This is a genomic window from Streptomyces venezuelae ATCC 10712 (assembly GCF_008639165.1).
GTDB classification, from domain to species: Bacteria; Actinomycetota; Actinomycetes; order Streptomycetales; family Streptomycetaceae; genus Streptomyces; species Streptomyces venezuelae.
Genome location: NZ_CP029197.1, coordinates 627,021 through 653,895, shown reverse-complemented (window position 1 = coordinate 653,895; position 26,875 = coordinate 627,021). Strand labels below are relative to the sequence as shown.

General features: G+C 74.5%; 22 protein-coding genes. 15 read left to right on the top strand and 7 right to left on the bottom strand.

Annotation, left to right across the window (positions count from 1 at the left end):
- Nucleotides 1–30: 30 nt before the first annotated feature.
- Entirely contained in the window at nt 31–549 is a 519-nt protein-coding gene (locus DEJ43_RS02750; RefSeq protein ID WP_015031774.1) for a hypothetical protein, read from the bottom strand.
- 265 nt (nt 550–814) lie between these two features.
- Here DEJ43_RS02750 and DEJ43_RS02745 point away from each other — a divergent pair, with 265 nt between their 5' ends.
- The 3 genes from DEJ43_RS02745 to DEJ43_RS02735 all read left to right on the top strand — a co-directional run bounded on the left by DEJ43_RS02745 (nt 815) and on the right by DEJ43_RS02735 (nt 3,145).
- The gene (locus DEJ43_RS02745) at nt 815–1,024 is read left to right on the top strand and encodes a helix-turn-helix domain-containing protein (RefSeq protein WP_030315760.1); all 210 of its coding nucleotides are present in this window, start codon (nt 815–817) and stop codon (nt 1,022–1,024) included.
- A complete protein-coding gene (locus tag DEJ43_RS02740; protein ID WP_041662004.1) occupies nt 1,024–1,575 on the top strand; it encodes a Clp protease N-terminal domain-containing protein in 552 nt (183 codons plus the stop codon). Before DEJ43_RS02745 ends, DEJ43_RS02740 begins: the two co-directional genes overlap by 1 nt.
- 178 nt (nt 1,576–1,753) lie before the next feature.
- Nucleotides 1,754–3,145 (top strand): TerD family protein, encoded by a 1,392-nt coding sequence (locus tag DEJ43_RS02735; protein ID WP_015031771.1) that lies wholly within the window; start codon nt 1,754–1,756, stop codon nt 3,143–3,145.
- A gap of 27 nt (nt 3,146–3,172) precedes the next feature.
- On the opposite strand, the gene DEJ43_RS02730 is transcribed toward DEJ43_RS02735, so the two are convergent.
- Both DEJ43_RS02730 and DEJ43_RS02725 read right to left on the bottom strand, forming a co-directional pair.
- Complete coding sequence (locus DEJ43_RS02730; protein ID WP_041662002.1) at nt 3,173–4,156, bottom strand: hypothetical protein; 984 nt, start codon at nt 4,154–4,156, stop codon at nt 3,173–3,175.
- Nucleotides 4,153–4,548, bottom strand: a complete 396-nt coding sequence (locus DEJ43_RS02725; protein ID WP_145953688.1) for a hypothetical protein — start codon at nt 4,546–4,548, stop codon at nt 4,153–4,155. Before DEJ43_RS02725 ends, DEJ43_RS02730 begins: the two co-directional genes overlap by 4 nt.
- 19 nt (nt 4,549–4,567) lie before the next feature.
- Between DEJ43_RS02725 and DEJ43_RS02720 the strand changes: the two genes are divergently transcribed.
- Nucleotides 4,568–8,779, top strand: coding sequence for a CHAT domain-containing protein (locus DEJ43_RS02720; protein ID WP_015031768.1), 4,212 nt, complete (start codon nt 4,568–4,570; stop codon nt 8,777–8,779).
- A 99-nt stretch (nt 8,780–8,878) separates the two neighbouring features.
- Nucleotides 8,879–10,366 carry a tetratricopeptide repeat protein gene (locus DEJ43_RS02715; protein WP_015031767.1) on the top strand — a complete coding sequence of 496 codons (1,488 nt, stop codon included), beginning with the start codon at nt 8,879–8,881 and terminating at the stop codon, nt 10,364–10,366.
- A 211-nt stretch (nt 10,367–10,577) separates the two neighbouring features.
- Here the strand turns inward: DEJ43_RS02715 and DEJ43_RS02710 are convergent, their stop codons facing one another.
- Together DEJ43_RS02710 and DEJ43_RS02705 are read right to left on the bottom strand one after the other, a co-directional pair.
- Nucleotides 10,578–12,251, bottom strand: coding sequence for an acyl-CoA dehydrogenase family protein (locus tag DEJ43_RS02710; protein ID WP_015031766.1), 1,674 nt, complete (start codon nt 12,249–12,251; stop codon nt 10,578–10,580).
- Between the two features lie 149 nt (nt 12,252–12,400).
- Nucleotides 12,401–13,018, bottom strand: a complete 618-nt coding sequence (locus DEJ43_RS02705; protein WP_015031765.1) for a TetR/AcrR family transcriptional regulator — start codon at nt 13,016–13,018, stop codon at nt 12,401–12,403.
- Between the two features lie 122 nt (nt 13,019–13,140).
- On the opposite strand from DEJ43_RS02705, the gene DEJ43_RS02700 reads away from it, so the two are divergent.
- From DEJ43_RS02700 to DEJ43_RS02675, 6 genes are all read left to right on the top strand, one after another.
- Entirely contained in the window at nt 13,141–14,478 is a 1,338-nt protein-coding gene (locus tag DEJ43_RS02700) for a hypothetical protein (RefSeq protein ID WP_106433812.1), read from the top strand.
- A 478-nt stretch (nt 14,479–14,956) separates the two neighbouring features.
- On the top strand, nt 14,957–16,300 hold the full coding sequence (locus DEJ43_RS02695; protein WP_041661994.1) for an ATP-binding protein: 1,344 nt from the start codon (nt 14,957–14,959) through the stop codon (nt 16,298–16,300).
- Nucleotide 16,301: 1 nt separating this feature from the next.
- Entirely contained in the window at nt 16,302–16,709 is a 408-nt protein-coding gene (locus tag DEJ43_RS02690; RefSeq protein WP_015031762.1) for a roadblock/LC7 domain-containing protein, read from the top strand.
- Nucleotides 16,706–17,062 (top strand): DUF742 domain-containing protein, encoded by a 357-nt coding sequence (locus tag DEJ43_RS02685; RefSeq protein WP_015031761.1) that lies wholly within the window; start codon nt 16,706–16,708, stop codon nt 17,060–17,062. The genes DEJ43_RS02690 and DEJ43_RS02685 overlap by 4 nt, the downstream gene beginning before the upstream one ends.
- Nucleotides 17,043–17,666 carry a GTP-binding protein gene (locus DEJ43_RS02680; RefSeq protein WP_015031760.1) on the top strand — a complete coding sequence of 208 codons (624 nt, stop codon included), beginning with the start codon at nt 17,043–17,045 and terminating at the stop codon, nt 17,664–17,666. The genes DEJ43_RS02685 and DEJ43_RS02680 overlap by 20 nt, the downstream gene beginning before the upstream one ends.
- Nucleotides 17,663–19,189 (top strand): cytochrome P450, encoded by a 1,527-nt coding sequence (locus DEJ43_RS02675; RefSeq protein WP_015031759.1) that lies wholly within the window; start codon nt 17,663–17,665, stop codon nt 19,187–19,189. The genes DEJ43_RS02680 and DEJ43_RS02675 overlap by 4 nt, the downstream gene beginning before the upstream one ends.
- Here DEJ43_RS02675 and DEJ43_RS02670 read toward each other — a convergent pair.
- On the bottom strand, nt 19,164–20,309 hold the full coding sequence (locus tag DEJ43_RS02670) for a terpene synthase family protein (RefSeq protein WP_015031758.1): 1,146 nt from the start codon (nt 20,307–20,309) through the stop codon (nt 19,164–19,166). The genes DEJ43_RS02675 and DEJ43_RS02670 overlap by 26 nt on opposite strands.
- Before the next feature lie 685 nt (nt 20,310–20,994).
- Here DEJ43_RS02670 and DEJ43_RS02665 point away from each other — a divergent pair.
- Nucleotides 20,995–22,161 (top strand): alanine--tRNA ligase-related protein, encoded by a 1,167-nt coding sequence (locus DEJ43_RS02665; RefSeq protein ID WP_071891108.1) that lies wholly within the window; start codon nt 20,995–20,997, stop codon nt 22,159–22,161.
- Nucleotides 22,162–22,403: 242 nt separating this feature from the next.
- Nucleotides 22,404–22,952 (top strand): hypothetical protein, encoded by a 549-nt coding sequence (locus DEJ43_RS02660; RefSeq protein ID WP_145953687.1) that lies wholly within the window; start codon nt 22,404–22,406, stop codon nt 22,950–22,952.
- A gap of 65 nt (nt 22,953–23,017) precedes the next feature.
- Here the strand turns inward: DEJ43_RS02660 and DEJ43_RS02655 are convergent, their stop codons facing one another.
- Nucleotides 23,018–23,497, bottom strand: coding sequence for a VOC family protein (locus tag DEJ43_RS02655; protein ID WP_015031755.1), 480 nt, complete (start codon nt 23,495–23,497; stop codon nt 23,018–23,020).
- A gap of 313 nt (nt 23,498–23,810) precedes the next feature.
- On the opposite strand from DEJ43_RS02655, the gene DEJ43_RS02650 reads away from it, so the two are divergent.
- The gene (locus DEJ43_RS02650) at nt 23,811–26,009 is read left to right on the top strand and encodes a SpoIIE family protein phosphatase (protein ID WP_015031754.1); all 2,199 of its coding nucleotides are present in this window, start codon (nt 23,811–23,813) and stop codon (nt 26,007–26,009) included.
- A gap of 49 nt (nt 26,010–26,058) precedes the next feature.
- Nucleotides 26,059–26,757, top strand: a complete 699-nt coding sequence (locus DEJ43_RS02645; protein WP_233447913.1) for a transcriptional regulator — start codon at nt 26,059–26,061, stop codon at nt 26,755–26,757.
- Nucleotides 26,758–26,875: the final 118 nt, after the last annotated feature.

Sequence of the window (26,875 nt, the reverse complement as noted above, 5' to 3'; positions counted from 1 at the left end):
TGCGGCGGGGTGCCGAGGGCGGACGCGCGGCTAGCGCGCCCACCCCGTGAAGCTCTGGCCGAGGCTCTGCGCCCGCTCCGGCGTGCGGGGCGCGGTGCCACCGCCGACGGCGGCCGACACGGCGCGCACCAGCCACGCGTTGACGGACAGTCCCTCGCGGCCGGCGGCCTCCTCGGCGCGGGCCTTGAGGTGGGCCGGCAGCCGGAGGTTGACGCGGGCGGTGCCGCCCTCGTCGCCTTCGGCCGGGGCCGGGCCGGTGAACGGTTCGGCGGGCGCGAGCGGCTCGGCGGGGGCGCCGGCGCCGGACGGCGGCAGCGTCACCACGAAGTCGGGGTCGAGGCCGCGCAGTCGTACGTCGACGGAACCGGGGGCGAGTTCACGGGTGATCTCGTCCATCGCGGCGGAGAGCACGTTGAGCATGATCAGGCGGGTCGCCGACTCCAGAGGAGCGGTGAGCCTCCCGGCGAGCTCGCGGGCTTCGTCCCCGCCGGCTTCGGCGGCCACCGCGAGTTCGCGGCGAAGGGTGTCGACATACGGCGTGAGGTCCATGACGTCATCATGGCAGCACTATGGCGCCACGCGCAAGCGCGGGTGGCATCTCGCGCGTGTCAATTTCTCTGACGCGCCCCTGACCTGCATGAACGCGAGAAAATGGCGGTGCATCACGATGGCGCCACGTGCGCTCACGCGGCCGCGCGTGTCACGAGTGGCACCGCGTGGCACCTGTTGGCGCCATGTGGCGTCACTGTGGGATGTCGATCCACATGTCAATCAAGGTTGACAGATCGGGCCGCTGTCAACGATGGTTGACACCATGACCGATGCGACCGATCTCGCCGCACGGGCCGGTGACCGCGACCCCCGGGTCGGACTACGGGCCGTCTCCGCCCTGCGGCGATTGCTGGAACAGCTGGAAGCCGTCCAGGTGCGCAGTGCGCGCAACCAGGGGTGGTCGTGGCAGGAGATCGCGACCGAACTGGGCGTCAGCAGGCAGGCCGTTCACAAGAAGTACGGGAGGCAGTGATGTTCGAACGGTTCACGAAGGCCGCGCGCGCCGTGGTGAAGGGTGCGGTCGAGCACGCCGAACGGGCCGGCGCGGCGGTCGTCACCGAGGAGCACCTGCTGCTCGCGCTGCTCGACCGGGAGGACACCCGGGCCGCGGACGCGCTGCACGCGCTGTGCCCGCCGGACCGCCGCCCGTCCCTGCTGGCCGCCCTCGCCGAGGCCCGCCGCCGGGCCGGGCTGTCCCGCGCGGACACGGAGGCGCTCGCCGACCTCGGCATCGACGTGGGTGCCGTCGTGGCACGGGTGGAGGAGGCCCACGGCGCGGGCGCGCTCGCGGGCGACCGCAAGGACGCCGGCTGGTGGTCGGGCCGGCGGTCCTTCTCCCGGGAGGCCAAGGCCGTCCTGGAGAAGTCCCTCCGGGTGGCGCTGGCCCGCAAGGACTGGGAGATCGGCGACGAGCACCTCCTCCTCGCGCTCACCGCGACCGGCGGGGTCGTCGCCGAGGCCCTGGCCGACCACGGCGTGACGTACATCGCCGTCGAGGACGCGGTCTCCAGCCCGGCCGTGTGACGACCGCGCCCCGCCCGTATTACTGGACGGTCGACCACATCCGCCTCGGCCGACCCACCGGGCGCGACAGACCCCGGGACCGGAGGCGGACCCGGGGCCTTGTCCGTGGGGGCTCGCCCCCTGCAAGATCATCACTGGGCCGACGGGGTGGGGACATGAGGGGAAGGGTCGGGGCATCATGAGCGTGCTGGTCAAGGGCGGGAACGGGTTCGTCCCGTCCGTGCCGCTGAGGATCGCCGTGTCCGGGGGCATCGACACGATGGCCCTGCTGCTGACGGACGGCGGGGCGGTCAGGGGTGACGGGGACGTCGTCTTCCACGGAGCGCCGACCCATCCGTCCGGCACCGTCCGGCTGACCGGCGGCCCCGGCGGCACCGCGTGGCTGGAGGCGGACCTGCCGGGCGTCGAGGCGCAGATCGCGCGCGTCCTGGTCGTCGGGTCGTCGGAGCACGGAGCGCTGCGGGACGTCCGGGGGCTCTCCGTGGAGGCCTTCGCCCCTGACGGCACGTCGGTGGCGCGGTACGACGTCACGGACGCCGCCGGGGAGACCGCGATGGTCCTGGCCGAGCTGTACCGGCGGGCGGGCGGCTGGAAGTTCCGGGCCGTCGGCCAGGGGTACGTGAACGGCCTGGTGGGACTGGCGACGGACCACGGCGTCGACGTGGCCGAGGCACAGCCGAGGGCCGGCGGGGGAGCGGTGCCGGTGACTCCGGTGGTACCGGCGGCTCCGGTGGTTCCGGCAGGGCCCGTGCCCGGGTTCGCCCCGCCGCCGGACGTGACGGTGCCGGTGGGGGCGCCCGCCGTCGTGACGCCGCCCGCCGCTGCCGGGGCCGGGGGCGGGTGGTCGTACGGCCCCGTCTTCGCGCCGTACACCAAGATCGGCCGGAACAACGACGTGATCACCGTGGACGGCCTCCCGCCGGGGCCGGTCGTCGTGCAACTGGACGTCCAGGGCGACGGGTACACGGGTCTGACGACCCTCGACCGCCGCAACAAGGAGGAGGACAACCTCGTCAACAGCACCGAGGACGACTTCCGTGGCCGGGTGCTCGCCACCGTTCCCGCGAACCGCCCCCTGCGCCTGAAGCTGGAGGCGGAGGGACCGTGGCGGGTGGAGGTCTCCCCGCTCGCGGCGGCGCGGCGACTGACCGAGGACGATGCGGAGTTCCGGGGCCCCGACGTGCTGCTGCACACCGGCGGTGTGGCCGACCTGGCCGTGCACTACCGGGGCGACGACAACCTGATCGTCAACATCTACGAACTCGACGGCCACGGCGACCCCACCGCGCTGCCCGAGGACGAGAACGTGATCAACGAGATCGGCGAGCGGAGCGAGACCGTGCCGCTGCCCGAGGGGCCGCTCGTGGTGCAGTTCGAGATGGCGGACGGCCCCTGGCGGGCCCGCCTTAAGCGGGTGCAGCCCCCCAGCCGGCCGACGCCGGGCCCGGCGGCGCGAGAGGGCGTGGCACCCCATCCGTTCGCGGACCCCGGGAAGGACGACACGGTGGCCTGGGCGCCCGCGACCGGCGGGATCTCGGGCTGGCTCTCGCGCGGCCGCCGCGACCGGTGAGCCGCGACCGGTGAGCCGTGAGCCGGTTCAGGTCCCCTTGCGCAGCGTGCGGGTGATCGCCAGGCCGGTGGTGGCGGTCAGCTGCTCCTCGCACGGAATGCCCAGAGCGGTGGCGAGGTCCCGGCCGTGCAGGTCGACGGCCGACTCCACGAGTTCGGCGAACTCGTGGACCGCCACCCGGCCCTGACGCCAGGCGCCACCCCAGGTGACGACGGCGATCAGGGCGGCCGGCCACCACCACAGCGCGGGCAGCAGATAGAGCAGCCCCCAGGCCGCCCGGCGGGCCGCGGCGGTGAGCGCGGACCGGGCCGCCCGGACCTCGGCGTGCGCGGTGTCGGACAGTAGCAGCCAGAGCCGGGGCCACGCCGAGGTGAGGTCGATCCGGTACGTCCGGTGGACCCGGGCGTCGGCGGCGAGCAGTCGGTCGCCCATCCAGGTCGGCCGGGCCGGCCGGGTCAGGGCGATCCGGTTGCGTGCGTCGTTGAGGCCGACGGTGTCCGCCGCCGGGTCCGGGTGCCCCGGGCCCTCGCTCCCGGCGGCGTCCGGTCCGGCCACGTCCAGGGCGGGCTCCAGGGCGGGCTCCCCCCGGCTCTCCGCGGCGAACCGCAGCGCCGTGGCCGCCACCGCCCGGCGGTGAGCCGCGTCGGCCGCCGCCCACCGGGTCGCGCGGCGCCGGGTCAGGGCACGCGAGGCGGGCCGCAGCGCCGCGGGCCAGTCCCCGAGCCACAACCGCTCGACCCCAGCGCCCAGCGCGGCGGTCAGCCGGCTGACGCCCGCGGCGGCGACCAGGAGGAGCACACCGAAGACGATCACCGTTCCGGGTGCGTGCGCGGCGGGATCGTCGGCCAGCGCGTCGATCCGCGCGGTCAACAGACCGTGGTCGAGGGCGTGTCGGTGGCCGAGCACCGGGGCGGCCGAGAGGACGGCGAGGTACAGCAGGCCCGGCAGGACGAGCAACGAGACCCAGGTGTCGGCGAGTTTGCCGCCGAGGGTGGCCAGGAACGTGGTCACGCCCCACCCCACCTGACCAGGCGCAGCGGGGCGACGTACAGCTCGCACCGCCCGCCCGGTTCGAGGACCACCCGGTCGCAGCGGCCCGCCGGGCACACATGGGCCTCCTCCACCGGATGTCCGCCGCCCAGAGCGGGGAGCACGCCACCGGGGGAGCGCTGGTCGCCGAGACCCCGCGCCACTCCGCACCGGCGCAGCAACTCATCGGCCCGTGAGGTGAGTTCGGCGGCGTCGCCGTCCGCCCGGAGTCCGGTCAGGACGGCGTCGAGTTCCGCCGCCTCGCCCTGGCGTTCCGCGAGCGCGTGGATCGCGGTGAGCTGTGCGCACAGCCGGCCGAGCCGGTACTTCTCCTCGCCCGCCACGCAACCGCCCCCTCGGTCGGACACCGCCACGCTCGGTACCGTAACCCGTATGGCGGTCACGAGGCGGGACGATCTGCTGCACGCCCTGGCGGCGCGCGTACTGCTGTTCCGGACGACCATGGACCGTGCGGCGATCCTCGACCCCGAAGCGCTGCGGATGGCCCGTGAGTTGATGCGGCACGTGCCCGACCCGGCCGCCGATCCCGAAGCCGTCCTGACCCTCGCCGACCTCCACCGGTGCCGGAGCGTGCTGCTCGGTGCCGAGGCCGGACGGCAGGACGCGGCCATCGCCGCGGCCCTCGATCGGTACGCGGGCCGCCGGGAAGCGCGGCCGGACCCCGACGCCGACACCGAGGCGGCGGGCCTCACCGCCCTCCACGAGCGGGCCCGCGCGGCCGTCTTCGCGGCCGAACGCCAGCTGGGCCGGGGGCAGTTGGAGGACGCCGTCCAGGCCTGCGAGGCCGCCGTCGCGGGAACTCCCCGGCGGTTACGCCCGCTGTACGCCTCCGCCCTCGCGCTCCAGGGCGTGGTCCTGCGCCTGCGGTACGAGCGCGAGGGCAGGCCCGAGGACCTCGACGCCGCGGTCGCGGTCCTGCGCGAGGCCGAGGCGGAGGCGGGTCCCGGCCACCCCGAGCGGAGCCTCGTCCTGAGCGGCCTGTGCGCCGCGCTCCGCGAGCGGTACGAACACCGGGGCGCGCTCGACGACGTGACCGAGGCGGTACGGGTCGCCCGCGCGGCCGTCGACGAGGGCGGCCCGGAGGACCGGGGCGGCCGCCTGCACAACCTCGGCCTCGCCCTGCGGATGCGCCACGAACGCACCGGAGACCCCAAGGACCTCACCGAGGCCGTCGCCGCGCACAAGGAGGCCGTCCTCCTCGCGCCGCCGGGCCACCGCGACCACGTCCTCCTCCAGCAGGGCCTCGCCAACGTCCTGCGCGTACGGCGCGAACGCGGCTCCGACGAGGCGGACTCGCGGGCGCGGATCGACGCCCTGGAAGCGGCGGCGGCCGACGCCGACACCGCCCTCGGGCCGCGCGTGGGCGCCCTGCTCAACCTGGCCTCCGCGCTCACCGAGCGCTTCCAGCTCGCCGGACGCGCGGAGGACGCCGACCGCGCCGAGAGCCTGCTCCGTACGGCGGCCGCCGCACTGCCCACCCGCCACCCCCGGTACGCGGGCGTCCAGCACCAGCTCGGCCTCGTCCTGGCAGCGCGCGGGCGCCCCGGAGCATCCGCCGCGCTGCGCGCCGCCGCGCTCCACCCCACGGCGCCCCCTCTGACGCGGCTCAGGGCGGCCCACGCCTGGGGGTTCGAGGCGATGAAGGCGCGCCGGCCGGAGGAGGCCGCCACGGCGTACGGCCACGCCCTCGCCCAACTCCCCACGCTCGCCTCCCGCCACCTGCCCCTCGCCGACGCGGAACGCGTACTAGCCGAAAGCCGCGGCCTCGCCGCCGACGCGGCGGCCTGCGCCCTATCCGCCGACGCACCGACCCGAGCGCTGAGCCTCCTGGAGTCGGGCCGCGGCATCCTCCTCACCCGAGCCCTCGGCACCCACGCCGACGACCTGCCCAGGCAGCGCGCCGAGGCCCCGCAGCCCGCCGACCGGCGCGAGTGGCCGCGTACCGGGCGGAGCGCCGATGTCGATGTAGCCGCAGGCGTCGAAGCCGACGCCGAAGCGGACGCAGGCGTCGAAGCGGCTGCGTCCGTGGACCGGTCCGTGTGCGGCGCGGGAGGGGACGCGACGCCCGCCGCGGTCCGGCGCCGTGCGGGATCGGACGGCGACGCCGACGCCCACGCCGACGGGACAGCGGCCGACGCTGCTGCTGCTGCCGCCGCTGACGCCGACGCCGCTGACGCCGACGCGGGCGTCGGCGCGGCCGCTGCCGTGGGCCGGTCCGCGTGCGGCGGGGGAGGGGACGCGCCGCCTGCAGCCGTTCGGTGTTGTGCGTGCTCTGACGCCGATGCGGGCGTCGGCGCGGTCGCTGCCGTGGGCGGGTCCGCGTCCGCCGCGGGAGGGGCCGCGACGCACGCCGCCGTTCGGTGTCATGCGAGCTCTGACGCCGAGGTCGGCCGCGTAGCGGCCGCCGCCGTGGATCGGCCCGCGTCCGCCCCGGGAGGGGACGCGACGCCCGCCGCGGTCGGGCGCCGTGGGGGATCGGACGGCGACGCCGACGCCCACGCCGGCGGGACAGCGTCCGACGCTGCTGCTGCTGCTGCTGTTGCCGCCGCCGCTGACGCCGACGCCGCTGACGCCGACGCGGGCGTCGGCGCGGCCGCTGCCGTGGGCCGGTCCGCGTGCGGCGGGGGAGGGGACGCGCCGCCTGCCGCCGTTCGGCGCCGTGCGGGATCGGACGGCGACGCCGACGCCCACGCCGGCGTCGCAGCGGCCGCCGCCGTGGACCGGCCCTTGTCCGCCGCGGGAGGGGAGGCGATGCCCGCCGCGGTCCGGCGCCGTGCGGGATCGGATGCCGACGCCGACGCCCACGTCGGCGTCGGCGTGGCCGACGACGCTGCCGGCGCGGGCGTCGGCTCGGCCGCTGCCGTGGATCGGCCCGCATGTGCCGGGGGAGGGGACGCGACGGCTGCCGCCGTTCGGTGTCGTGCGGGCTCCGACGTCGACGCCCATGCCGGCGTCGCAGCGGCCGCCGCAGACGCCGACTCCGGCGTCGCAGCGGCAGCCGCGGTGGACCGGCTCGCGTCCGCCGCGGGAGGGGACGCGAAGCCCGTCGCCGTCCGGCGTCGTGCGGGATCGGACGTCGGCGCCGACGCCCATGCCGGCGGCGCAGCGGCCGACGCTGCTGCCGCCGCCGACGACGCGGGCGTCGGAGCGGTCGCTGCCGTGAACCGGTCCGCTCGCGCCGCGGGAGGGGCCGCGACGCACGCCGCCGTTCGGTGTCATGCGAGCTCTGACGCCGACTCCGGCGTCGGAGCGGCCCCCACCGTCGTTCGGCCCGCGTGCGCCGCGGGAGGGGACGCGAAGCCCGTCGCCGTTCGGCGTCGTGCGGGATCGGACGCCGACGCCGACGCCCATGCCGCCCCCGGCGCGGCCGCCGACGGCGCCCCCGCCCCCGGCGCTGCCGCCGCCGTCGACCGGCCCGCGTCCGCCACGTCAGGGGACGCGGCCCCCGCCGCCGTTCGGCGTCGTGCCGGATCCGAGGAGCCGCTGCTCCCGCCGGAGGCCGACGGGCTCCTCGCTGAAGGTGCCGACGGGCCCGTCGTTCTTGTCAACGTCAGCCGCTTCCGCTGTGACGCCCTGGTGATCACTGCCGAGGGGCTGCTCGTCGTGCCGCTGCCGCGGCTCACGTTGCGTGAGGTGGTCGACCGGACGGTGGCCTTTCTCGGGGCCCTGGAACGGCTCCAGGCCGGGGACGGTGGCGACCTGATGGTGGGTCCGGCCGCCGAGGACGAGCTCGACGGGCATCTCGGATGGCTGTGGGACGGCGTCACCGGACCGGTGCTCGACGCCCTCGGCATCACCGGCCCGTCGGCCGACGGCCGGCCGCCCCGCGTGTGGTGGATCCCCACCGGCCCGCTGGCCTTCCTGCCGCTGCACGCCGCCGGACACCACCGCGAGGCCACCGGGCGCACCGTGCTCGACCGGACCGTGCCGTCCTACGCCCCCACCGTCCGCGCGCTGGCGGCTGCTCGCCGCCGCACCGCGGCGTCCGTCCCCTCCTTCCTGGTGGTCGCCGTGCCCGAGGCACCCGGCGCCCCGCCGCTGCCCGGGGCGGCCGGCGAGGGAGCCGCCGTCGCCGGGGCACTGCCGGGTGCCCGGCTCCTCGCCGGCGAGGCCGCCACCAGGGACGCCGTCGTCTCGGCCCTCGCCGACCACACCTGGCTGCACTTCTGCGGCCACGGCACCTCCGAGCCGCTGACGGCCGTGGGCAGCAGGCTCCTGGTCCACGACCACCTCGACCACCCCCTGACCGTGGCGGGGATCTCCCGCCTCGACCTGTCCGGCGCGGACCTGGCGTACCTGTCCGCCTGCGGCACGGCACGGTCCGGGTTCACGGTCATGGACGAGGGCCTCCACCTCGCGGGCGGTCTGCAACTGGCGGGGTTCCGGCATGTGGTGGGAACCCTGTGGGAGATCGAGGACACCCTCTCCGTACGGATCGCGGAGCAGGTCTACGAGGGGCTCGGGGCGCCCCGGCCGGTCGCCGACCGGGCCCCGTACGCGGTGCGCGAGGCGGTGCGCGGCATTCGCGACCGGTACCCCCGCACACCCTCCCTGTGGGCCGCGCACATCCACGTCGGACCATGAACCCGCCCCGTGAACTCCGTTGCCTTATCCGTGCGTTGGTGTGTTGTCTTCGGGCGTGCGGGGTCACAATGCCCCTACGGCGACGGGCGGGGGAGTGGCATGGCCGCGTGGTGGAGGAGACGGGCGGGGCGGGGATCGGCCTCGGGGAGGTCCCGGGCGGCTGAGCTGGACGAGCTGGTCAGAGCGGCGTACGAGGAAGGCCGGCCGATCCCGGAGGAGCTGGCGGCCGAGGCCGCGGTCGCGGGCGACGTGCGGGCGATGACGGTGTACGGCATCGGCCTCGGCAACCGGGGAGCCGTCAAGGAGGCCGAGGAGTGGCTCCGGCGCGCGCGGGCCGCGGGTGACCCGATGGCCGCCCTGGCGCTCGGAACGCTCTTCATGGACCGAGGGGAGTTCGACGCGGCGGAACGATACTTCCGGCCGGTCGCCGAGACCGGGCACGTCGGGGCCCGCCAGGCCCTGGTCGAACTCCGCGCCCTGCGGGCGGCCGCCGCCCGCCACGCGCCGCCGCCGTCCCGTCCGGCGGAGAGGACGGAGAGGACGGAGAGGACGGAGAGGGCGGAGAGGGCGGAGCCGGCCGGTTCACCGAACCCGTCCACCGTCTCGCGCCCGCCCGGGGAGGGCCCGCCCGGGGACGGGACGTCCGCCTCCGCGCCCCCGGCGGATTCCCCTGTCGAATGGGCCGCGCGTCAGCTGCTCCTGCACCCCGACGACAACGGCCACCCCCATGTCCTCATGGCGATGGCCGTCCTTCAGGCCCATGAGGGCGAAGTGGCCCGCGCCCGCGCGTGCTTCGCTGCCGCCCTCGCCTCCGGTGATCCCGAGGTCCTCTTTTGGGTGTCCAGGATCCACGTGGCCCAGGACGGGCTCCACGGCGCGCGTGAGCACATCCGGCGGGCCGCGGACGCCGGACACACGGCGTCCCGGCACACCATGGGCGTACTCCTGACCGAAGAGGGGGACACGGCCGGGGCGGAGCGCTACTACCGGCTCGCCGCGGCGGACGGTCACACCGACTCGTACGTCAATCTCGGCGTGCTGCTGCGCCAGCGCGGCGACCTCGACGGAGCGGAGACGTACTACCGGAAGGCCGTGGAGGCGGGCGACGCCGGAGGCATGAACAATCTCGGCAACCTGCTGCGCCAGCGCGGCGACCTGGCGGGTGCCGAACGGTGGTGGCGCGAGGCGGCCGCCGCCGGCGACACGGACGCGCTGGTCAGCTGCGGCGCCGTCCTCGCCGAGCGCGGCGACTGGGCCGGCGCCGAGCCGCTGTGGCGCCGCGCGGCCGAGGCGGGACACGCGGGGGCCCGGCTCAACCTCGTCCAGGCCCTGGTGCGCACGGGCCGGATGGAGGAGGCCGAGCGGTGGCTGCGCTCCGTCGACCTCGACGCCGCCGCGACGGCCGCGGCCGCCTCGGCCTCCACCGCTCCCCCCTCCGCCCCCGCCGCCGGTCCGCCGGACTCCGGTCCACCGGACGGGCCCGACCTGGCGGCCGTGGCGGACTGGCTCAGCGGCCCCGCCCGCGCGGGAGACGCGGACGCCCGCGCCGCGCTCGACCTCCTGAACGGAGCGTCCGACGGCCACTGACAGGGGCGCCGGAGTACGCGCGCGGCGACGGAACGCCAGGCGCCGGGAGGCCGTCAGGAGTTGAGGACGCGGGCCTTCTCGGGCCTGCGTCCTCTCGAAGGCTCTGGCGAGCCGGCAGCCCACGCGTTCTCCCGGACGACGACGGCCGCCGACGAGTTCGAGGACGCGAACGGCGCCGGCTTCCTGGCGGTCCCGCAGGGCGGGGACGGTTTCAGGCCAGTCCTGCCGGGAGTCGTTCGAGGATCGCCCCGAGGTCCGTGTCCGGCGGCAGCGTGCCGAAGGCCAGGCCGCGGTCGCCGGCCAGCCGCGACGCGCAGAACGCGTCCGCCACCGCGGCGGGGGCGTGCCGGACGAGCAGCGAGCCCTGCAACACGAGCGCCAGACGCTCCACGAGCCGCCGGGCCCGCAGTTCCGCGTCCTCGGGCCGGGTCAGCTCGCCGAGTACCTCCCGCCACGCGGTGTCCAGCCGGGCGTCCGCGCCCCCGGCCGCCTCCACTTCGGCACGGAAGGCCTCAAGGGACTCGGGTTCCCGGACCAGCGCCCGCAGGACGTCGAGGGCGTTGACGTTGCCCGAGCCCTCCCAGATGCCGTTGAGGGGTGCCTCGCGGTAGAGCCTCGGCATCCCCGAGGCCTCGTCGTAGCCGTTGCCGCCCAGGCACTCCAGCGCCTCGGCCACCGCCGCGGGCTGGCGCTTGCACACCCAGTACTTTCCGACCGCCGTGGCCAGCCGCAGGAACGCCCGCTCGCCGGCGTCACCGCGCTGCGCGCGGTCCGTCGCGCCCGCGATCCGCAGCGCCAGGGTGGTCGCCGCCTCCGACTCCAGGGCCAGGTCCGCGAGGACGTTGCGCATGAGCGGCTGGTCGACGAGCCTGGCGCCGAACACCGAGCGGTACCGGGCGTGGTGGGCGGCCTGCGCCAGCGCGGCGCGCGTGCCGGAGGCGGAGCCGAGCACACAGTCCAGGCGGGTCATCGTGACCATGTCGATGATGGTCCGTACGCCCTTGCCCTCCTCGCCCACCAGCCAGCCCACGGTGTCGTCGAACTCCGGCTCGCTGCTGGCGTTGGACCGGTTGCCCAGCTTGTCCTTGAGCCGCTGGATGCGGAACGTGTTGCGGGCGCCGTCGGGCAGCACGCGCGGCACCAGGAAGCAGGACAGCCCGCCCGGCGCCTGGGCGAGGACGAGGAACAGGTCGTTCATCGGGGCGCTGGTGAACCACTTGTGACCGCGCAGCCGCCAACTGCCGTCGCTCGCGGCCACGGCCGTCGTGGTGTTGGCGCGGACGTCGGTGCCGCCCTGCTTCTCCGTCATGCCCATTCCGGCGAGGAGGCCGCGCTTGGCGCCCGGCGCCCGTAGCCCGGGGTCGTACACCCGGGAGGTCAGCAGCGGCTCGTACGCCGCGGCAAGACCGGGGGAGTTGCGCAGCGCGGGCACCACGGCGTACGTCATCGACACCGGGCAGCCGTGGCCCGCCTCGGCGGAGCTCCACACCATGAAGCCCGCCGCGCGCGCCACGTGGACCCCGGGGCGGTCGTCGGCCCAGGGCGCGCCGGCCAGGCCCTCGCTGATCGCGACGTCCATCAGGGAGTGGTACGCGGGGTGGAAGTCGACCTCGTCGACGCGGTTGCCGTAGCGGTCGTGGGTCCGCAGCTCGGGTTCGTGGCGGTTGGCCTCGTCGGCCCAGCGCTGGACCTCCTCGCTGCCGGTGCGGCGCCCGATCCGGTGCAGGTCGTCGAGGTACCACTCGGCGCCCTCCCGGCGTACGCCCTCCAGCAGGACCGGGTCCTCGGCCACGTCGTGGCCGACCAGCGGGGGAGCCTGGTTGGTGACGTCGTGGGTGTGTGCGGTCGGCCTGCTGACCGGCCGGGAGTCGGCGGTGGTGGTCACGGTCGGGTCCTCCGGAGTCGTCGGGTACGGGGTGGCGGTCGCGCGGTGCTTTCCTACGGCGGGTGCGGGTGCGGGTGCGGGTGCGGGTGCGAGTGCGGGTGCGGGTGCGGGTGCGAGTGCGGTTCGGTACGGGCCGGGGCGCCGGTCCGTCAGTCCTCGCCGTCCTGAGTCGCGCCGAGGCACCGCAGGGCCATCGCGGTGAGTTCGCCGATGAGCTGTTCGGCGGAGTCCGCGCCGGGTGCGCCGAGCGGGTCCACGAGGACCTCCGCGACGGCGCCGGTCAGGGCGGCGGCGGTGACCTCCGGGTTCTGCCGCGGCAGCGCGCCGCCGGCCACGCCCTCGCTCACCACCTCGGCGAACAGCGCGCGGTAGCGGCGGCGGAACTCCAGCCGTTCGGCGCCGACCGCGGGCTCGGCGGGGGCCGCGAGGAGCGCGTACGCGAGGCCCCGGCGTTCGAGGGAGCGCCGGGCGAACACCTCGACGCCACGGACGAGACGGTCCACGGGGTCGCCCGGGCTGCTCAGCACCTCGCCCAGCACCTCGACCTCGCGGCCGGAGGCGCGCCGGAAGACCTCGACGGCGAGCGCCGCCTTGGACGGGAAGTGCTGGTAGACCGAGCCGGCCGCGATGCCGGCCGCGGCGGCGACGGCGTTCACCGAGGTCTGCGCCCAGCCCACCTCGGCCACGACGTCGGTGGCCTGCTGGACCAGGTGCTCCCGTGCGCTGCTGAGCCGGGCCAGCTCGGCCGGGCTCTTGCGGTATGCCATGAAAGCAGTGAATCACCGTTCAGATCTTCGCGCCAGACGTGTCCGTCACCCGTTCGTCCCGCGCCGCATGGCCGGAACCGCGTCCCCGGGATTGCGTGGAGTGCGACCAGGAGGAGGCGCCCGTGCCGGACGACGAGCATCCGAACGAACTCGCCGCGCTGCGCGCCCGGGTCGCCGCCCTGGAATCGGAGGCGGCGGCGGGGGCGAAGGCGGCGCGGCCCGCTCCCCGCCACCGCGGCCGCTCGTTCCTCGCGGCGGTGCTCATCGTGCTCGGCTGTCTGCTCGCCCCGCTGGGCATCGTCGCCGCGTGGACCGCCGACATCGTCGGCGACACCGACCGGTACGTCGCCACGGTCGCCCCGCTCGCCGCCGACGAGGACGTGCAGGCCGCGGTCGCCGACCGGGTCACCGCCGCGGTCATGGAGCACCTCGACCTCCAGGACCTCCTGGCGGGCGTCGCTCCCGACCAGCGTCCGCTGCTCGCCAAGGCGCTGGGGCGGCTCGGCGGATCGCTGGAGGACGCGGTCCGCAGCTTCGTCCACGACAAGGCGGGGGACATCGTCGCATCGGACGCCTTCGACACGATCTGGACCGACGCCAACCGGGCCGTCCACACCTCCGTCGTCCGCGCCCTGACCGGCAGCGGTGACGGAGCCGTGCGGATCGACGACGACACCGTGACGGTCGACCTCGCACCCGTGATCGACCGCGTCAAGGAACGGCTCGTCGACTCCGGCCTGACCGTCGCCGAGAAGATCCCGGAGATCCACACCGACTTCACGGTCGTCAGGTCCGAGGACATCGGCAAGGTCAAGACCGGATTCCGGCTCCTGGACGTCACGGGGGCGTGGCTGCCCGTTCTCGCGCTGCTCCTGGTGGCCGCCGGCGTCCTGCTGTCCCTGCGCCGCCGCCGCGCCCTGATCGCCTCGGCGCTCGGTGTCGCGGCCGCGGCCCTGGTCCTCGGCGTCGCGCTCACCGTCTTCCGCGCGGTCTATCTCAACGCCCTGCCCGACACCGTCTCCGAGGCGGCCGCCGCGTCCGTCTACGACGCACTGATCCACTTCCTGCGCACCACGGTCCGCATGGTCGTGACCCTGGGTCTGGTGGTCGCCCTGGCCGCCTGGCTGACCGGTCACGGCCGCGCGGCCGTGGTCACCCGGCGGGTCTGGGACTCGGGCATCGGCGCGGCGCGCGGTGCGGCGGACCGGGCCGGCCTCCGTACCGGTCCGGTCGGCCCGTTCGTACGGCGTTTCCGGACCTGGATCACCTGGGTTCTGATCGCGGCCGCCGTCGTCACGTACGTCCTCTGGGACCACCCGACCGGCTGGGTCGTGGTCGGTCTCGCCCTCGGTCTGCTGTTCGCCTTCGGGGTGGTCGGGTTCCTGGCGGCCGAGCCGTCCGGCGCCGAGCCGGCCGCCGTCGAAGGGGAAGAGCCGCTCGATCGCGGCGCCGGGGCGTAGACCGGAGCGTAGAAACGTTCGGGGGTCACGAGCCCTGGCGAATCGACGCCCGGAGGTGATCGGTTCATTGCATTTTCCGGGAGCTGATTGGTCGTTTTATGAGCAAGAAATGATCAGTGGAGCCTGCGACTCCAGCATGGGCACACGGTGAACCCGAACTGACTATGCTCCCCGTTGTGTTGCGCTGCGCTCACAGCGAGTCATGGACGCTGTGGTGCGCACGGACGGAATGCGGCCGCGAAAACCCGTGCCAATTCATTCCTGTCGGCGCATCGCCGCACTTCAGTCCGCTCATTCCTGACTGTTTAGGGACCCATTGATGGTTCGTGCAGGTTCATTCTCCAGAGCCCGGCCACCAGCGGTCGCCAGGGTATGGCTCCTCACGCCCGGAGTTCTGGCCGGAGCCTTCGCCATAGCGCTGCTTTTCTCCCCTGCACAGATACGGACACCGCTCGCCTGGTACGCCCTCGCCGCGGTCGTGGTGACGGCCTTCACCTCGGCGGTGGTCGCCCGCCGGCTCCGCTCGGCGGACGCGTCCCGCTACGCGCGGGCCAGCGCCGAGGCACAGGAGTACTACGCCCAGCGCGAGGCCGCCCTCCTCGGACGGCTGGCCGACCAGCGTGCCACCACCGTCTGGCTCGCCGAGGAACTCCTCCCCGCCGCCGTCGCCCGTCTCCAGAAGGGCGACCCCGCCTCGGAGATCCTGCGCTCCGTGAACCTGGGCGACCACCTCGACGACGAGTTCAGCGAGGCGCTCCGAGGAGCCCTGCAGACGCTCCTGGAAGCCGTCGAGGCCGAGGAGAACACCAAGGACGCCTCCCAGCGGGCACTCGTGGCGGTCGCACGCCGCGTCCAGGCGATCGTGCACCAGCTCGCCAAGGACCTGCACTCCATGCAGATCATCCACGGCAACGACCTCGTCGTCTCCCGCGGCCTCCAGGGCGTCGACCACCGGACCGCGCTCATCGGCCGCCTCGCCGCCAGCATCGCCGTCCTCGGCGACGCGCGCCCCGGCCGGCAGTGGTCGAAGCCGATCCCGCTGTACGACGTGCTGCGCGGCGCCATGTCCCGCATCGTCGACTTCCCCCGGGTCAAGCTCCAGTCGGTGACCGAGGTGGCGGTGGTCGGCCCCGGAGCCGAGCCGATGATCCACCTGCTCGCCGAACTCCTGGACAACGCCACCACGTTCTCCCCGCCGCACACCCCGGTGGAGGTGACCGCGAGCGAGGTGCCCACCGGCATCGCCATCGAGATCGAGGACCGCGGCGTCGGACTCACCGAGGAGGTCCGGGAGCGCATCGAGCGCATCATGGCCCAGTCCGCCACGGGCATCCACCTGGCGGGCCTCGGCGAGGTGACCCAGCTCGGGCTGCCCGTCGTCAGCCGGCTCGCCCGCGAGCACGGCTGCGAGGTCGACCTGCGCACCTCCGCCTACGGAGGCGTACGGGCCGTCGTCCTCGTCCCCCGGAGGCTGATCACCACCGTGCCGCCGTCCGCCCTGCGGATGCCGCCGCCCGTCCGGCGGCGCACCGGCGGCCCCGGCCCGGTCCTGCCCCGGCCGACACCGCCGGGCGACGCCCCGACGGCCACCGGAGAGGTCAGGAAGACGGCCAACGGACTCCCGCAGCGGCGCCGCGAGTCGCCCGTCCCGACACCGATCGTCAGTGTCGGCCCCACGCCCCAAGAAACCCCCACCGCTCCCCGGGGAACCTCCGGCCCGACCCGCCAGCCGGGGCTGATGTGGGAGGCCTTCAACGGCGACAAGAGAGCGGTCGCACCCCCTTCCCTTCCCCCCAGCGAGCCGTCAGATGAGGACGAGTAACATGCAGCCACTGCCGAACATGGACTGGATGCTCAAGGAGCTCGTGGGCGGCGTCCCGTACGTGCGACACGTGGTCGTCCTGTCGTCGGACGGACTGTGCATCGGCCAGGCGAACACGGAACCGGACACCGCCGACGCCATCGCCGCCGCCTGCTCCGGGATCCAGAGCCTGGCGCGGGCCATCTCCCAGCGGTTCCCGCAGGGCGACGGCTCCACCCGGATGGTCGGGATCGAGGCCGACGGCGGCTACTTCTCCCTGATGGCGGCCGGCCCCGGTGCCTACCTCGCGGTCCTCGCGGACGACCAGGTCGACGCCGGCCTGCTCGGCGACCGGATGCGGACGCTCGTGGTCAGGATCGGCCAGCACATGACCAGCCCGCCGCGTGACGACGTCGGGATGGCGATGTGACGTCGGAGAACCAGGACCGCTGGGAAGAAGGCCAACCTGTTCCGCTCTACGTCATCAGCGGTGGCTCGGGCATATCGGCACAGAACTTCAACCTGGTCACCCTCATCGCCGCGAGGGCCTCGCCGGAACCCGCCATGCAGCCCGAACAGGCGGCCATCCTCACCATGTGCGCGTACCCGCTCTCGGTGGCAGAGGTGTCGGCGTACCTCAGCCTCCCGTTCAGCGTCGTCACCGTGCTGCTCACCCAACTCGTCGACGAGGAACGGGTCGAGGCCATCGCGCCCGTACCCGTCGCGGCATTTCCCGAACGCGGCTTACTTGAGGCGGTGATCCATGGACTACGCAAACTCTGACGCCCTCGTGACCGGTCGGCACGACACCGAACTGCTGCTGCCGCACAGCGCCAGAGGGGTCAAGGTCGTCGTCGTCGGCGGCTTCGGAGTCGGCAAGACGACGATGGTCGGGTCGGTGAGCGAGATCCCGCCGCTGACCACCGAGGAGACCATGACCCAGGCGGGCGTGGGGATCGACCACAATCCCGGCGCCCAGGGCAAGAACACCACGACCGTCGCGATGGACTTCGGACGGATCAGCATCAACCAGGAGCTGGTCCTCTACCTGTTCGGCACACCCGGACAGGAGCGCTTCTGGTTCCTGTGGAACGGCATCTTCGAAGGCGCGCTCGGCGCCGTCGTCCTCGTCGACACCCGCCAGATCGAAGTCTGTTTCGAGGTCATCACCCGCCTCGAGGACCGCCGCGTCCCCTTCGTCGTGGCCGTCAACACCTTCCCCGAGGCACCGCAGCACCCCCTACACGACCTGCGCACTGCTCTGGCCCTCAGCGACTCCGTACCCATCGTCACCTGTGACGCACGAGACCGGGCGTCCTGCCGTGACGCCCTGCTGTCGCTGATGGTCTACCTGTGCACCCTCGCCGCCGCCCAGGAGACCGCATGACCCTCCCACCCGCCGAACACACCGCCGAGAAGGCAGGGGCGGTCCCGCCCCCGGGCTGCCCGGCCCACGCCTCCAAGGGACCCGGCGGAGCGACCCGGCTCTACGGCCCCGCCGCCGAGACGGACCCCATGGGCCTGTACGAGGCACTGCGCGCCGAACACGGCCCGGTCGCCCCCGTGCTGCTCGACGGAGACGTCCGCGCCTGGCTCGTGCTCGGCTACCTGGAGAACCGCGACGTGGCCAGCCGCCCGACGCAGTACTCCCGCGACCCGCGCGTCTGGCACGGCTGGCGGAGCGGCGAGATCGACCCCGCCACCTCGCCCCTCGTCCCGATGATCGGCTGGCGTCCCGACTGCGTGTGCGCCGACGGCGAGGAGCACCAGCGGCTGCGCGGGGCGGTCACGGCCGGGCTCAGCCAGTTCGACCACCGGGGGGTCCGCCGCCACATCACCCGCTTCGCGCACCAGCTGATCGACACGTTCTGCGAGGACGGCGAGGTGGAGCTGGTCGGGCAGTTCACCGAGCACCTGCCGATGCTCACGCTGACCCATCTGCTCGGCATGTCGGACGAGTCCGGGCCCCGGCTCGTGCACGCCGCCCGTGACCTCTTCAAGGCCACCGAGACCTCGCTCGCCAGCAACGCCTACGTGATCGAGTGCCTCGAACAGCTCGTCGTCGCCAAGCGGTCCCGGCCGGGGCAGGACATCGCCTCCGCGCTGATGGCACACCCCGCCGGGCTCACCGACGAGGAGGTGCTGCACCACCTGCGCCTCATCCTCCTCGCGGGGTACGAGACGACCGCCAACCTCATGTCCAACGTCCTGCGCATGGTGGTCACCGACCCCCGGTTCCGAGGATCGCTGGCCGGCGGCCAGATGACCCTGCCCGAGGCCGTCGAGCAGGTCCTCTGGGACGAGCCGCCGCTGATGGTGTGCCCCGGCCGGTGGGCCAACGGCGACACCACCCTCGGCGGCCGGCAGATCAAGGCGGGCGACATGCTGCTGCTCGGCCTGGCCGCCGGGAACGTCGACAAGGCGATCCGCCCGGACGCCTCGACCCCCGTCCACCACAACCGCGCCCACCTGTCGTTCAGCGCCGGCACCCACGAGTGCCCCGGCCAGGACATCGGCCGCATCATCGCCGACGCCGGCATCGACATCCTGCTCACCCGGCTGCCCGACATCGCCCTGGCCGTCCCCGAGGAGAGCCTGTCCTGGCGCTCCTCCACCTGGGCCCGGCACCTGACGGCGCTGCCCGTGCACTTCGCCCCCCGCGTCCCCGAGGGGCACGACGTCCCGAACCCGCTGCCCGCCCCGCCGGCCCCGAGCTTCGGGCCCCCGTCGGCGCCGCTGTGGCCGTCGCCCGGCCCCGGACCCGCCCGCCCGTCGGATCAGGCGCCGCCGCCCGGCCCGGTGCCCGGCGGCGGGGCCACGGGAGGGGCGTCCGGGCCCGCGTCGGAACACGGCCCCGGACCCCGCGCCACCTGGCGTACGAGGGTCATGCGCTTCCTGCGGAGGCGGTAGGCCCGCACGTCTGGGCCTCCGCGCCCCGGGCCAGGGAGGAGGCTGCCGGCGCGTGTCTGTCGGCAGCCCCCTCGGAACCGCCGCGCTGACGCTGCTCCGGTACGGAGTGGTCCGTGGGCGCGTAGCGGGGCGCCCCGGTGTACCAGGCGTGGAGGCCCGAGAGGAAGCTGGCGGCTCCCCCGAGCCAGGTCTCCAGCTCCTCCCGCTCGTCGGGGCGCAGCCCGAACCGGTCGACCAGCGGCGGCAGTTCGTGGTGCCGCAGGTGCTCGAAGTCCCGCATGCGGGCGTTCACCATGTGCAGCGCGGCGGGTACGGCCTGGTGGAGGGTGATGCCGAGGGACGTTCCGATGACCACCACGAGGTTGTTGACGTCGCGTTCCTCGTGGACCTCCCGTTCGTAGGAGGCGACATCGTTTGCCAGGCCCATGACGTCCATGAACGCGTCGAGCAGGGCGTGGACGGTCCTGGTGTGCCGGAGCTGCTCGGGTATCCGCGCGCCGGTGGCCAGTTCGACGGAGTAGGGGGCGGTGTGGGCGGCGAAGCTCTCGCGTCGGAACGGCGCGTACTCGATGAGATGGGGGACGCGGCCGCCGCGGCTGTTGGTGAGTTCCTGCACGCCGGCGTCGATGTAGTGGGCGAGCGCGAGGTTGAACTCCTGGCGCCAGTGGGCCAGTCGGGGCGGGAACAGGTGCTTCTGGAGATCGGCGATACCGCGCTCGACGGCGTTCACCGGTTCTGGCGACCGGGCGTCGGCCTCTGGTCGCAGGAAGGCGTGCAGCCGGGCGGTGAAGTCCAGCGCCCCGGGCAGGTCGCCGGTCTGCTTGAAGGTGGACGCGAAGTAGTCGTCCCAGGCCAGCGCCCAGATGTTGAAGCGGTGGTTGAGCCGCAGACCGGCGAGCGAGGCGTCCGGCAGGGTCCAGGCGGTCAGCAGCTCCACGGTCATGGCGTGGAACTGGGAGCGGGTCCATATCGCGCCGCGGGCGGACGGTCCTTCGCCGCCCAGCATGCCCATCTCGCGGGCCCAGGTCTCGCTCTCCTCGCGCAGGGCCGACAGGTAGGGGTTCACCCGCAGCGGATAGGGCATCCACAGCTGGGGGAGCTCGACGGCACGCACTGTCATCGGGACCAGCCTCCTTCTTCCTCGGCCCGCTTCGGGATGCGGGCCAGTGTGCGAGCGCTCTCTGGCGGGGGCAGGGGCAAGCCTGCCCGATCGTTGACACTTGTTGACCGTCGACTTGTGGGTGATCGCGCTCTCAGCTCCTGGGGCACCAACTCCCTTCGTTTCGGCCAGGCGTTGGCCGATCCGCGTCGTCACCGCCGCTGACGTCGGACGATGCCCGCCCTGCAACCCTCCAAACCTGCCCGCCCCCGGACGGCGGCAACCCCGGGGCAGGGCCCGGCTGTTGATCAGGGGGGTGGTAAGCGGAGGGATGGAATGGTCGCCGAGGAGCACTTTCCGTAAGCACCGGGTCGTTGACAATGTAACGGTCTCGACAGAAAACGTCTCGGATCCCGCGCGGCGAAGATCAGCGGCTCCAGCCGCCGAACCACCTCACCACCTGCGAAAACCGGATGACCCGGGACAGGAGGCGCGTTAAAGTCGTTGTATGAACGTCACCGGCCGAAGCCTCACCGCGACCGCGCGAGCGACCAGCTCGCCGGTTGCCGCCGTCTGACCTTCCCCCCTTTCCACCGGCGACCGGAAACGGCCCGCCGGTGGTTCCGTGGTTCCCCTTCCCGGTCCGACGACCGATCCGGCCCCGTTCTCCGGTGCCTCCCGTGCGCTGACGCGAAGGAGTCACCCCATGAAGACCGAACAGATCGTCCGCACGTTCGTCGAGTACTTCGAGGAGCGCGGTCACCGCCGCATCACCGGATCGACCCTCCTGCCGCCGCCCGGCGACCCCGTCCTGTTCACCACCTCCGGCATGCACCCCCTCACCCCCTACCTGGAGGGACGCCCCCACCCGCTCGGCCGGCGCCTCGTCGACGTCCAGCGCTGTCTGCGCACGACCGACCTCGACGAGGTCGGCGACGCCACCCATCTGACCGTCTTCGAGATGCTCGGGACCTGGTCCCTGGGCGACTACGAAGGCCCGCGGAGCCTCGACTGGGGATACGGCCTGCTGACGGAGGGCTTCGGCATCGACCCGGGGCTCCTGCACGCCACGGTGTACAGCGGAGACGGCCGGACGGAACGGGACGACGCCTCGCTGGAGCTCTGGCAGGACCGGGGCGTCCCCGTGGAACTCACCCTCCAGGACAACTGGTGGTCCAACGGGCCCACCGGCCCCTGCGGCCCCGACTCGGAGATCTTCCTGTGGAGCGGGGACACCCCGCCCCGCTCCACGCCGACCCGGGACGACCGCTGGGTCGAGGTCTGGAACCACGTGATGATGCGGCACCGCCGGCTCGACGACGGCTCCCTCGTCCCGCTGCCGCAGCGCAACGTCGACACCGGACTCGGCCTCGAACGGCTCGCCTCACTGCTCCAGGGGAAGTCCTCCGTCTTCGACTGCGACGTCTTCGACCCCTGGCGCCGTCTCCTCCCCGGCCTGTGGCCCCTGGAGGAGACCTCCCTGCGCCTGGTCTCCGACCATCTGAGGTCGGCCGTCGTCGTCATCGGCGACGGCGTGCGCCCGGGCGCCACCGGCCGCGGATACGTACTGCGCCGCCTCATCCGCAGGGTGCTCACCGTGCTGTGGCGGGACGACCCGCGGCGGGGCCTCGTCGACCTGCCGTCCGAGCTGGTCGAACACACCCTGGACCACTTCCGGCAGGACACCGGCCAGGACGAGGTGCGCCGCGTCCTGCTCGACGAGGAACGGCGCTTCAGGCGCCTCCTGGAGCGCGGCCGACAGGTCCTCGCCCGCCCGCGCTTCCAGCGCCCGCTGGGGGAGGAGGACCTCCACTACCTCCACGACACCCACGGCCTGCCGCGCGACCTGGTGCTGAGCCTGCGGGAGGAATGAGGAAGCGCGGGCGGGGCCGGGGTGCGCGGGCCCAGGGGAGGGCCGGCTCCCGGGTGCGCGGGCCCAGGGGAGGGCCGGCTCCCGGGCTCCCGGGTGCGTGGTCTCAGGGGACGGCTGGCCCCGGGTGCGTGGGCTCGGGGACGGCCCGCCCCCGGCACCCTGTCGTGACCAGGTTCACCCGTGACGGTGGACCCGGTCCGAGCCGTCCCCCCGCCCGGGCCGGATCGGGCAGCGTGATCGCCATGCACCCCCGCCGTACGACGTTCCTCCTGCTGTCCGTACTCCTCACGGCCGGCTGCGTGGCCGTTCCGCACCCGACCGCGCCCCGGCCGCAGCCCGGGCCCCGGGAGCTCGCGCCCGCCGCCGAACGGCCGCCGACGCCCCTCCCCGCACCGCCCGCGCCCACCCCGCCGGTCCCGTACGAGGAACTCGCCGTCACGGACCCCGGTTCGCAGGGGCGGCCCACGCCGGGTCTGAAGCGCGCGGGAGACGACCGACGGACCGGCGGGACCGCCGCCCCGCGTCCGGCGGGGCCCGCGTCACGGCACCGCGGCCCGCAACCCGGGAAGGCGGCGAAGGCGGCGAAGCCGGCCGTACGTGCCGTCCCCCGGCCGCCGGCCGAGCCCCCGAGGCGAGCGGCGCGTCCCCGGACGCGGCCCGTCCCGCAGCCCCCGACGCCTCATCCCACGACCGCGCGGCCCCCGGCCATGCGCCAGCTGTGCCGCCAGGCCCAGGACATCGACGCCCCGATGGGCGCGGCGGAGCTGTGCCGGGGCGTGTACGGCCGCTGACGACCGAGGCGCTCCAGGCCCGGGCACGGACGGACGGAGCCGGCCGCCCACCCGGCCCCAGCGCTTCAGGACTCCTTGGAGGGCGGTTGGTTCAGTGCCTCCTCGGCCCGCTTCGCCATCTCCTCCTCCGGTACGTCCTCGATGTGCGACGCGACGCTCCAGCGGTGGCCGAACGGGTCCTCGAACTGGCCGGTGCGGTCGCCGTAGAACTCGTCCTTGACCGGGGACAGTTGCTTCGCGCCCCGCGCCAGGGCCTCGGCGAAGACGGCGTCGACGTCCGCCACGTACACATGGAGGGTGATCGGCGTCCCGCCGACCGACCTGGGGGAGCGGAAGCCGATGTCGGGGAACTCGTCGGCCAGCATGACGACCGAGTTCCCGAGGGCGAGCTCGGCATGGCCGATCTTGCCGCCGGGGGCGTCCATCCGCACGCGCTCCTCGGCGCCGAGCACGGACGTGTAGAAGTCGATCGCGGCCGCTGCTCCGTCGGTGCAGAGATACGGCGTGACGCGCGGATACCCCTCGGGGATGGGCTGGACGGGCACGGTCTTCCGCCTTCCGGGCAACGACGGCCGCCGTCGACCGCCTCCTCGTCCCACTGTGCCCCCGAAGCCCGCGCCCCGCTCCACGGCCGCGCACCCCCGGGGCAGGACGCGACCAAGCCCCCACCAGGCCCGCACCGGGTCCCCGCCACGTTCCTTGCCGCGCGGGCGCCGGACCGTCGACGTAGGGTCCGAATATGTGTGACGTGTGCCGTCCCCGCCCCCTGGGCGACCGGCCGCCGGGCCCCGGCAGACCGGTCCCCGGGCTCCGCCGCGCCCGCCCCGCCACGGGTGCCGCGGCAGGCGGGTGAGCCGGATGGACGAGCCCGCCGGCCCGGGGCCGGAGGACGTCTTCGCTGACGGCCGGATGGCGGCGGTCCTCAGCGGGCTCATGCGCGACACCACGGCCTCGGTGGGCCTCGTCTACCTCCTGATCCCCGGCGACCGGATGCTGCGCCTGGTGCTGATCTCGGGCGCGTCCCGGGAGATCGCCGCCCCGTGGGTCCGGATCCCGGTCGACGCGCCCGTCCCGGTGGCCGACGCCATCAAGGAACGCCGGCTCGTGTGGCTGGGCGGCCGGGAGGAGGTCGCCCACCGCTACCCCCGGATCGGGATGGTGTTGCCGTACGACTTCATGCTCGCGGCCACCCCGATCGCCGACGCCACGACGGTCTGGGGCGGGGTCGTCATGCTCTGGCCGATGTCGCACCCGCCGCACCTCGACGCGCGCGAACACGAGACGCTCGACGCCCACTGCCGCCTCGCGGCCCGGCTGCTGCGGCGCGCCGCCGACCAGGACCCGCCACCGCCGCATCCCACGTCGCCGATCGTCGTGCACCCGGAGCGCCCCTCGCAGGCCGACCCCGCGCTGGCCGCGGCCGCCCTCGACCTGGCCGAGCGGCTGCCCGTGGGGTGCTGCTCGCTGGACCTCGACGGGAAGATCACGTTCATCAACACGGCCGGGGCCGAGCTGGTGGACGCCGGTGCGGCCGCGCTCCTCGGCAGACGACCTTGGGAGGCGCTGCTGTGGCTGCACGACCCCGCCTTCGAGGACCGCTACCGCGCCGCCGTCGTCACCCGCCGGGCGACCTCGTTCGTCGCCATGAGCCGGCCGTCGAGACCTCTGCTCTTCGAGCTCTACCCGGACGCCACCGGCGTCAGCGTCCTCATCATCCCGCGCAGCGCCGAGGCGACGGGACATCCGGCCCCGGCCGGTGACGGCGCGGCGACCGACGAGGGCCCCGCTCCCGCACCGGACGGCCCCGGCGCCCGCCCGAGCCCCGTGGAGGCCGTGGGCGCGGCCGCGCTGTACCAGCTGATGCACCTGGCGGCCTCCCTGGCGGAGGTCGCCGGCGTCCGCGACGTCGTCGAGCTCGTCGCCGACCAGATCGTGCCCTCCTTCGGCCCGGACGGGCTCGTCCTGATGAGCGTCGACGAGGGCCGGCTGCGGATCGTCGGCCACCGCGGCTACAGCCAGGAGTTCGTCGACCGCTACGACGGCCAGCCGCTCACCGCGCCGGTCGCCGACGCCCAGGTGCTCTCGACCGGCGTCCCCGCCTTCTTCCCCACGTACGAGGACCTCCGCCGCGCCCACCCCGACGCGCCGCGCTACGAGGGCCGCCACGCCTGGGCGTTCCTGCCGCTGGTCGCCTCGGGCCGCCCCGTGGGCTCGCTGATCCTCTCGTACCGGCGGCCCCGCCCCTTCCCGTCGGCCGAACGGGCCCTGCTCACCTCGCTGGCCGGGCTCATCGCCCAGGCCCTGGCGAGGGCCCGGCTGTACGACGCCGAGCACTCGCTGGCACGGAGCCTCCAGACCGCCCTGCTGCCACACGGCCTGACCCCGCTGCCGGGTCTCGACGTCGCCGCCCGCTATCTGCCGGCCGGTCACGGCATGGACATCGGCGGGGACTTCTACGACCTCGTGCCGGCCACGCCCACCTCCGTCGTCGCCGTCATCGGCGACGTCCAGGGGCACAACACGACCGCCGCCGCCCTCATGGGGCAGGTGCGGACCGCCGTCCACGCCCACGCGACGGCCGGTGCCTCACCCGGCGACATCCTCGCCCGGACGAACCGGCTGCTCGGCGATCTGGACGCGGACCGCTTCACCAGCTGCCTGGTCGCCGAGATCGACCTCGTCCGGCATCGCCTCCGGCTGGCCAGTGCCGGGCATCCGCCGCCCCTCCTGCGCCGTGCCGACGGCAGCGCCGAGATCGTGGAGACGGTCCCGCCCGGGCTCCTCCTGGGGATCGCGCCGGACGTCGAGTACCGCACCACCGAACTGCCCTGGGAGCCCGGCTCCGTCCTCGCCCTGTACACCGACGGCCTCGTCGAGGCCCCGGGACTCGACATCGGCACGTCCATGGCGGACCTGGCGGAACGGCTGGGCGTGTCGCGGGCCCGCGACCTGGAAGCGCTCGCGGACGAGCTGACCCTGCACGTCAAGCACGGCGCGCACCGGACGGACGACGTCGCCCTCCTCCTCGTGCGCCGGCCTCGGCAGGGCCCCGGGTGACCCGAGGCCGGCGGGCCGGCGGGCGGCGGCCCGGCCTATGCTCGGGCGGGTGGCGAACCCTACCGATCCCCAGGACACCCCGGCCGGCGCCGGGACCGGCCCGTCCTTCCCTCTCGTCTCCACCCCCGAGCTGCTCGCGCTGCACGCCGTACGGCTGAGGGGCCTGGCCGACGACGAAGCGGCCGCCGCGCGGTACGGGCTCGACCCCGAGGACGTACGGGAGACGCTCCTCGACCACCAGGCGCGGGGGTGGGTGACCCGGCGGGAGTTCGCCGGAACGCGCGGCTGGGCGCTCACCGACGCGGGGCGTGCCGAGGGCGAGCGGCTGCTCGCCGGAGAACTGGCCGGGGCGGGACTCGGCCCCTTCGTACGCGAGCGGTACGAGACCTTCCTCGCCGACAACGCCCGATGCCTCCGGGCCTGCACCGACTGGCAGTTGCGGCCGGACGGCGCGGGGCGGCTCGCCGTCAACGAGCACGGGGACGCGGCCTGGGACGGGCGGGTCCTCGACGAACTCGCCGACCTGGCGCGGGTCATCGCGACGGTGTCGGAGCAACTGGCGTCCCGCATCGGCCGGTTCGGCGGGTACGGCGCCCGGTTCGGCGACGCGCTGGCCCGGGTCCGCCGGGGCGAGCTCTCCTGGGTCGACCGCGTCAGGGCCGACTCCTGCCACACGGTGTGGATGGAACTCCACGAGGACCTGCTGGCCACCCTCGGCATCGCCCGGGGCGAGGAGCCCACCCCGTAACCCCCGGCCGTCCCCGCGCCCGCACAAACATGGGGGGATGTTCCCCATGCCGCGGAGGCGCCCCCCGTACCAGGATCGGACGTGGCCCGGAGCGGTGGGCCGGGTCGGGTACGGAGCG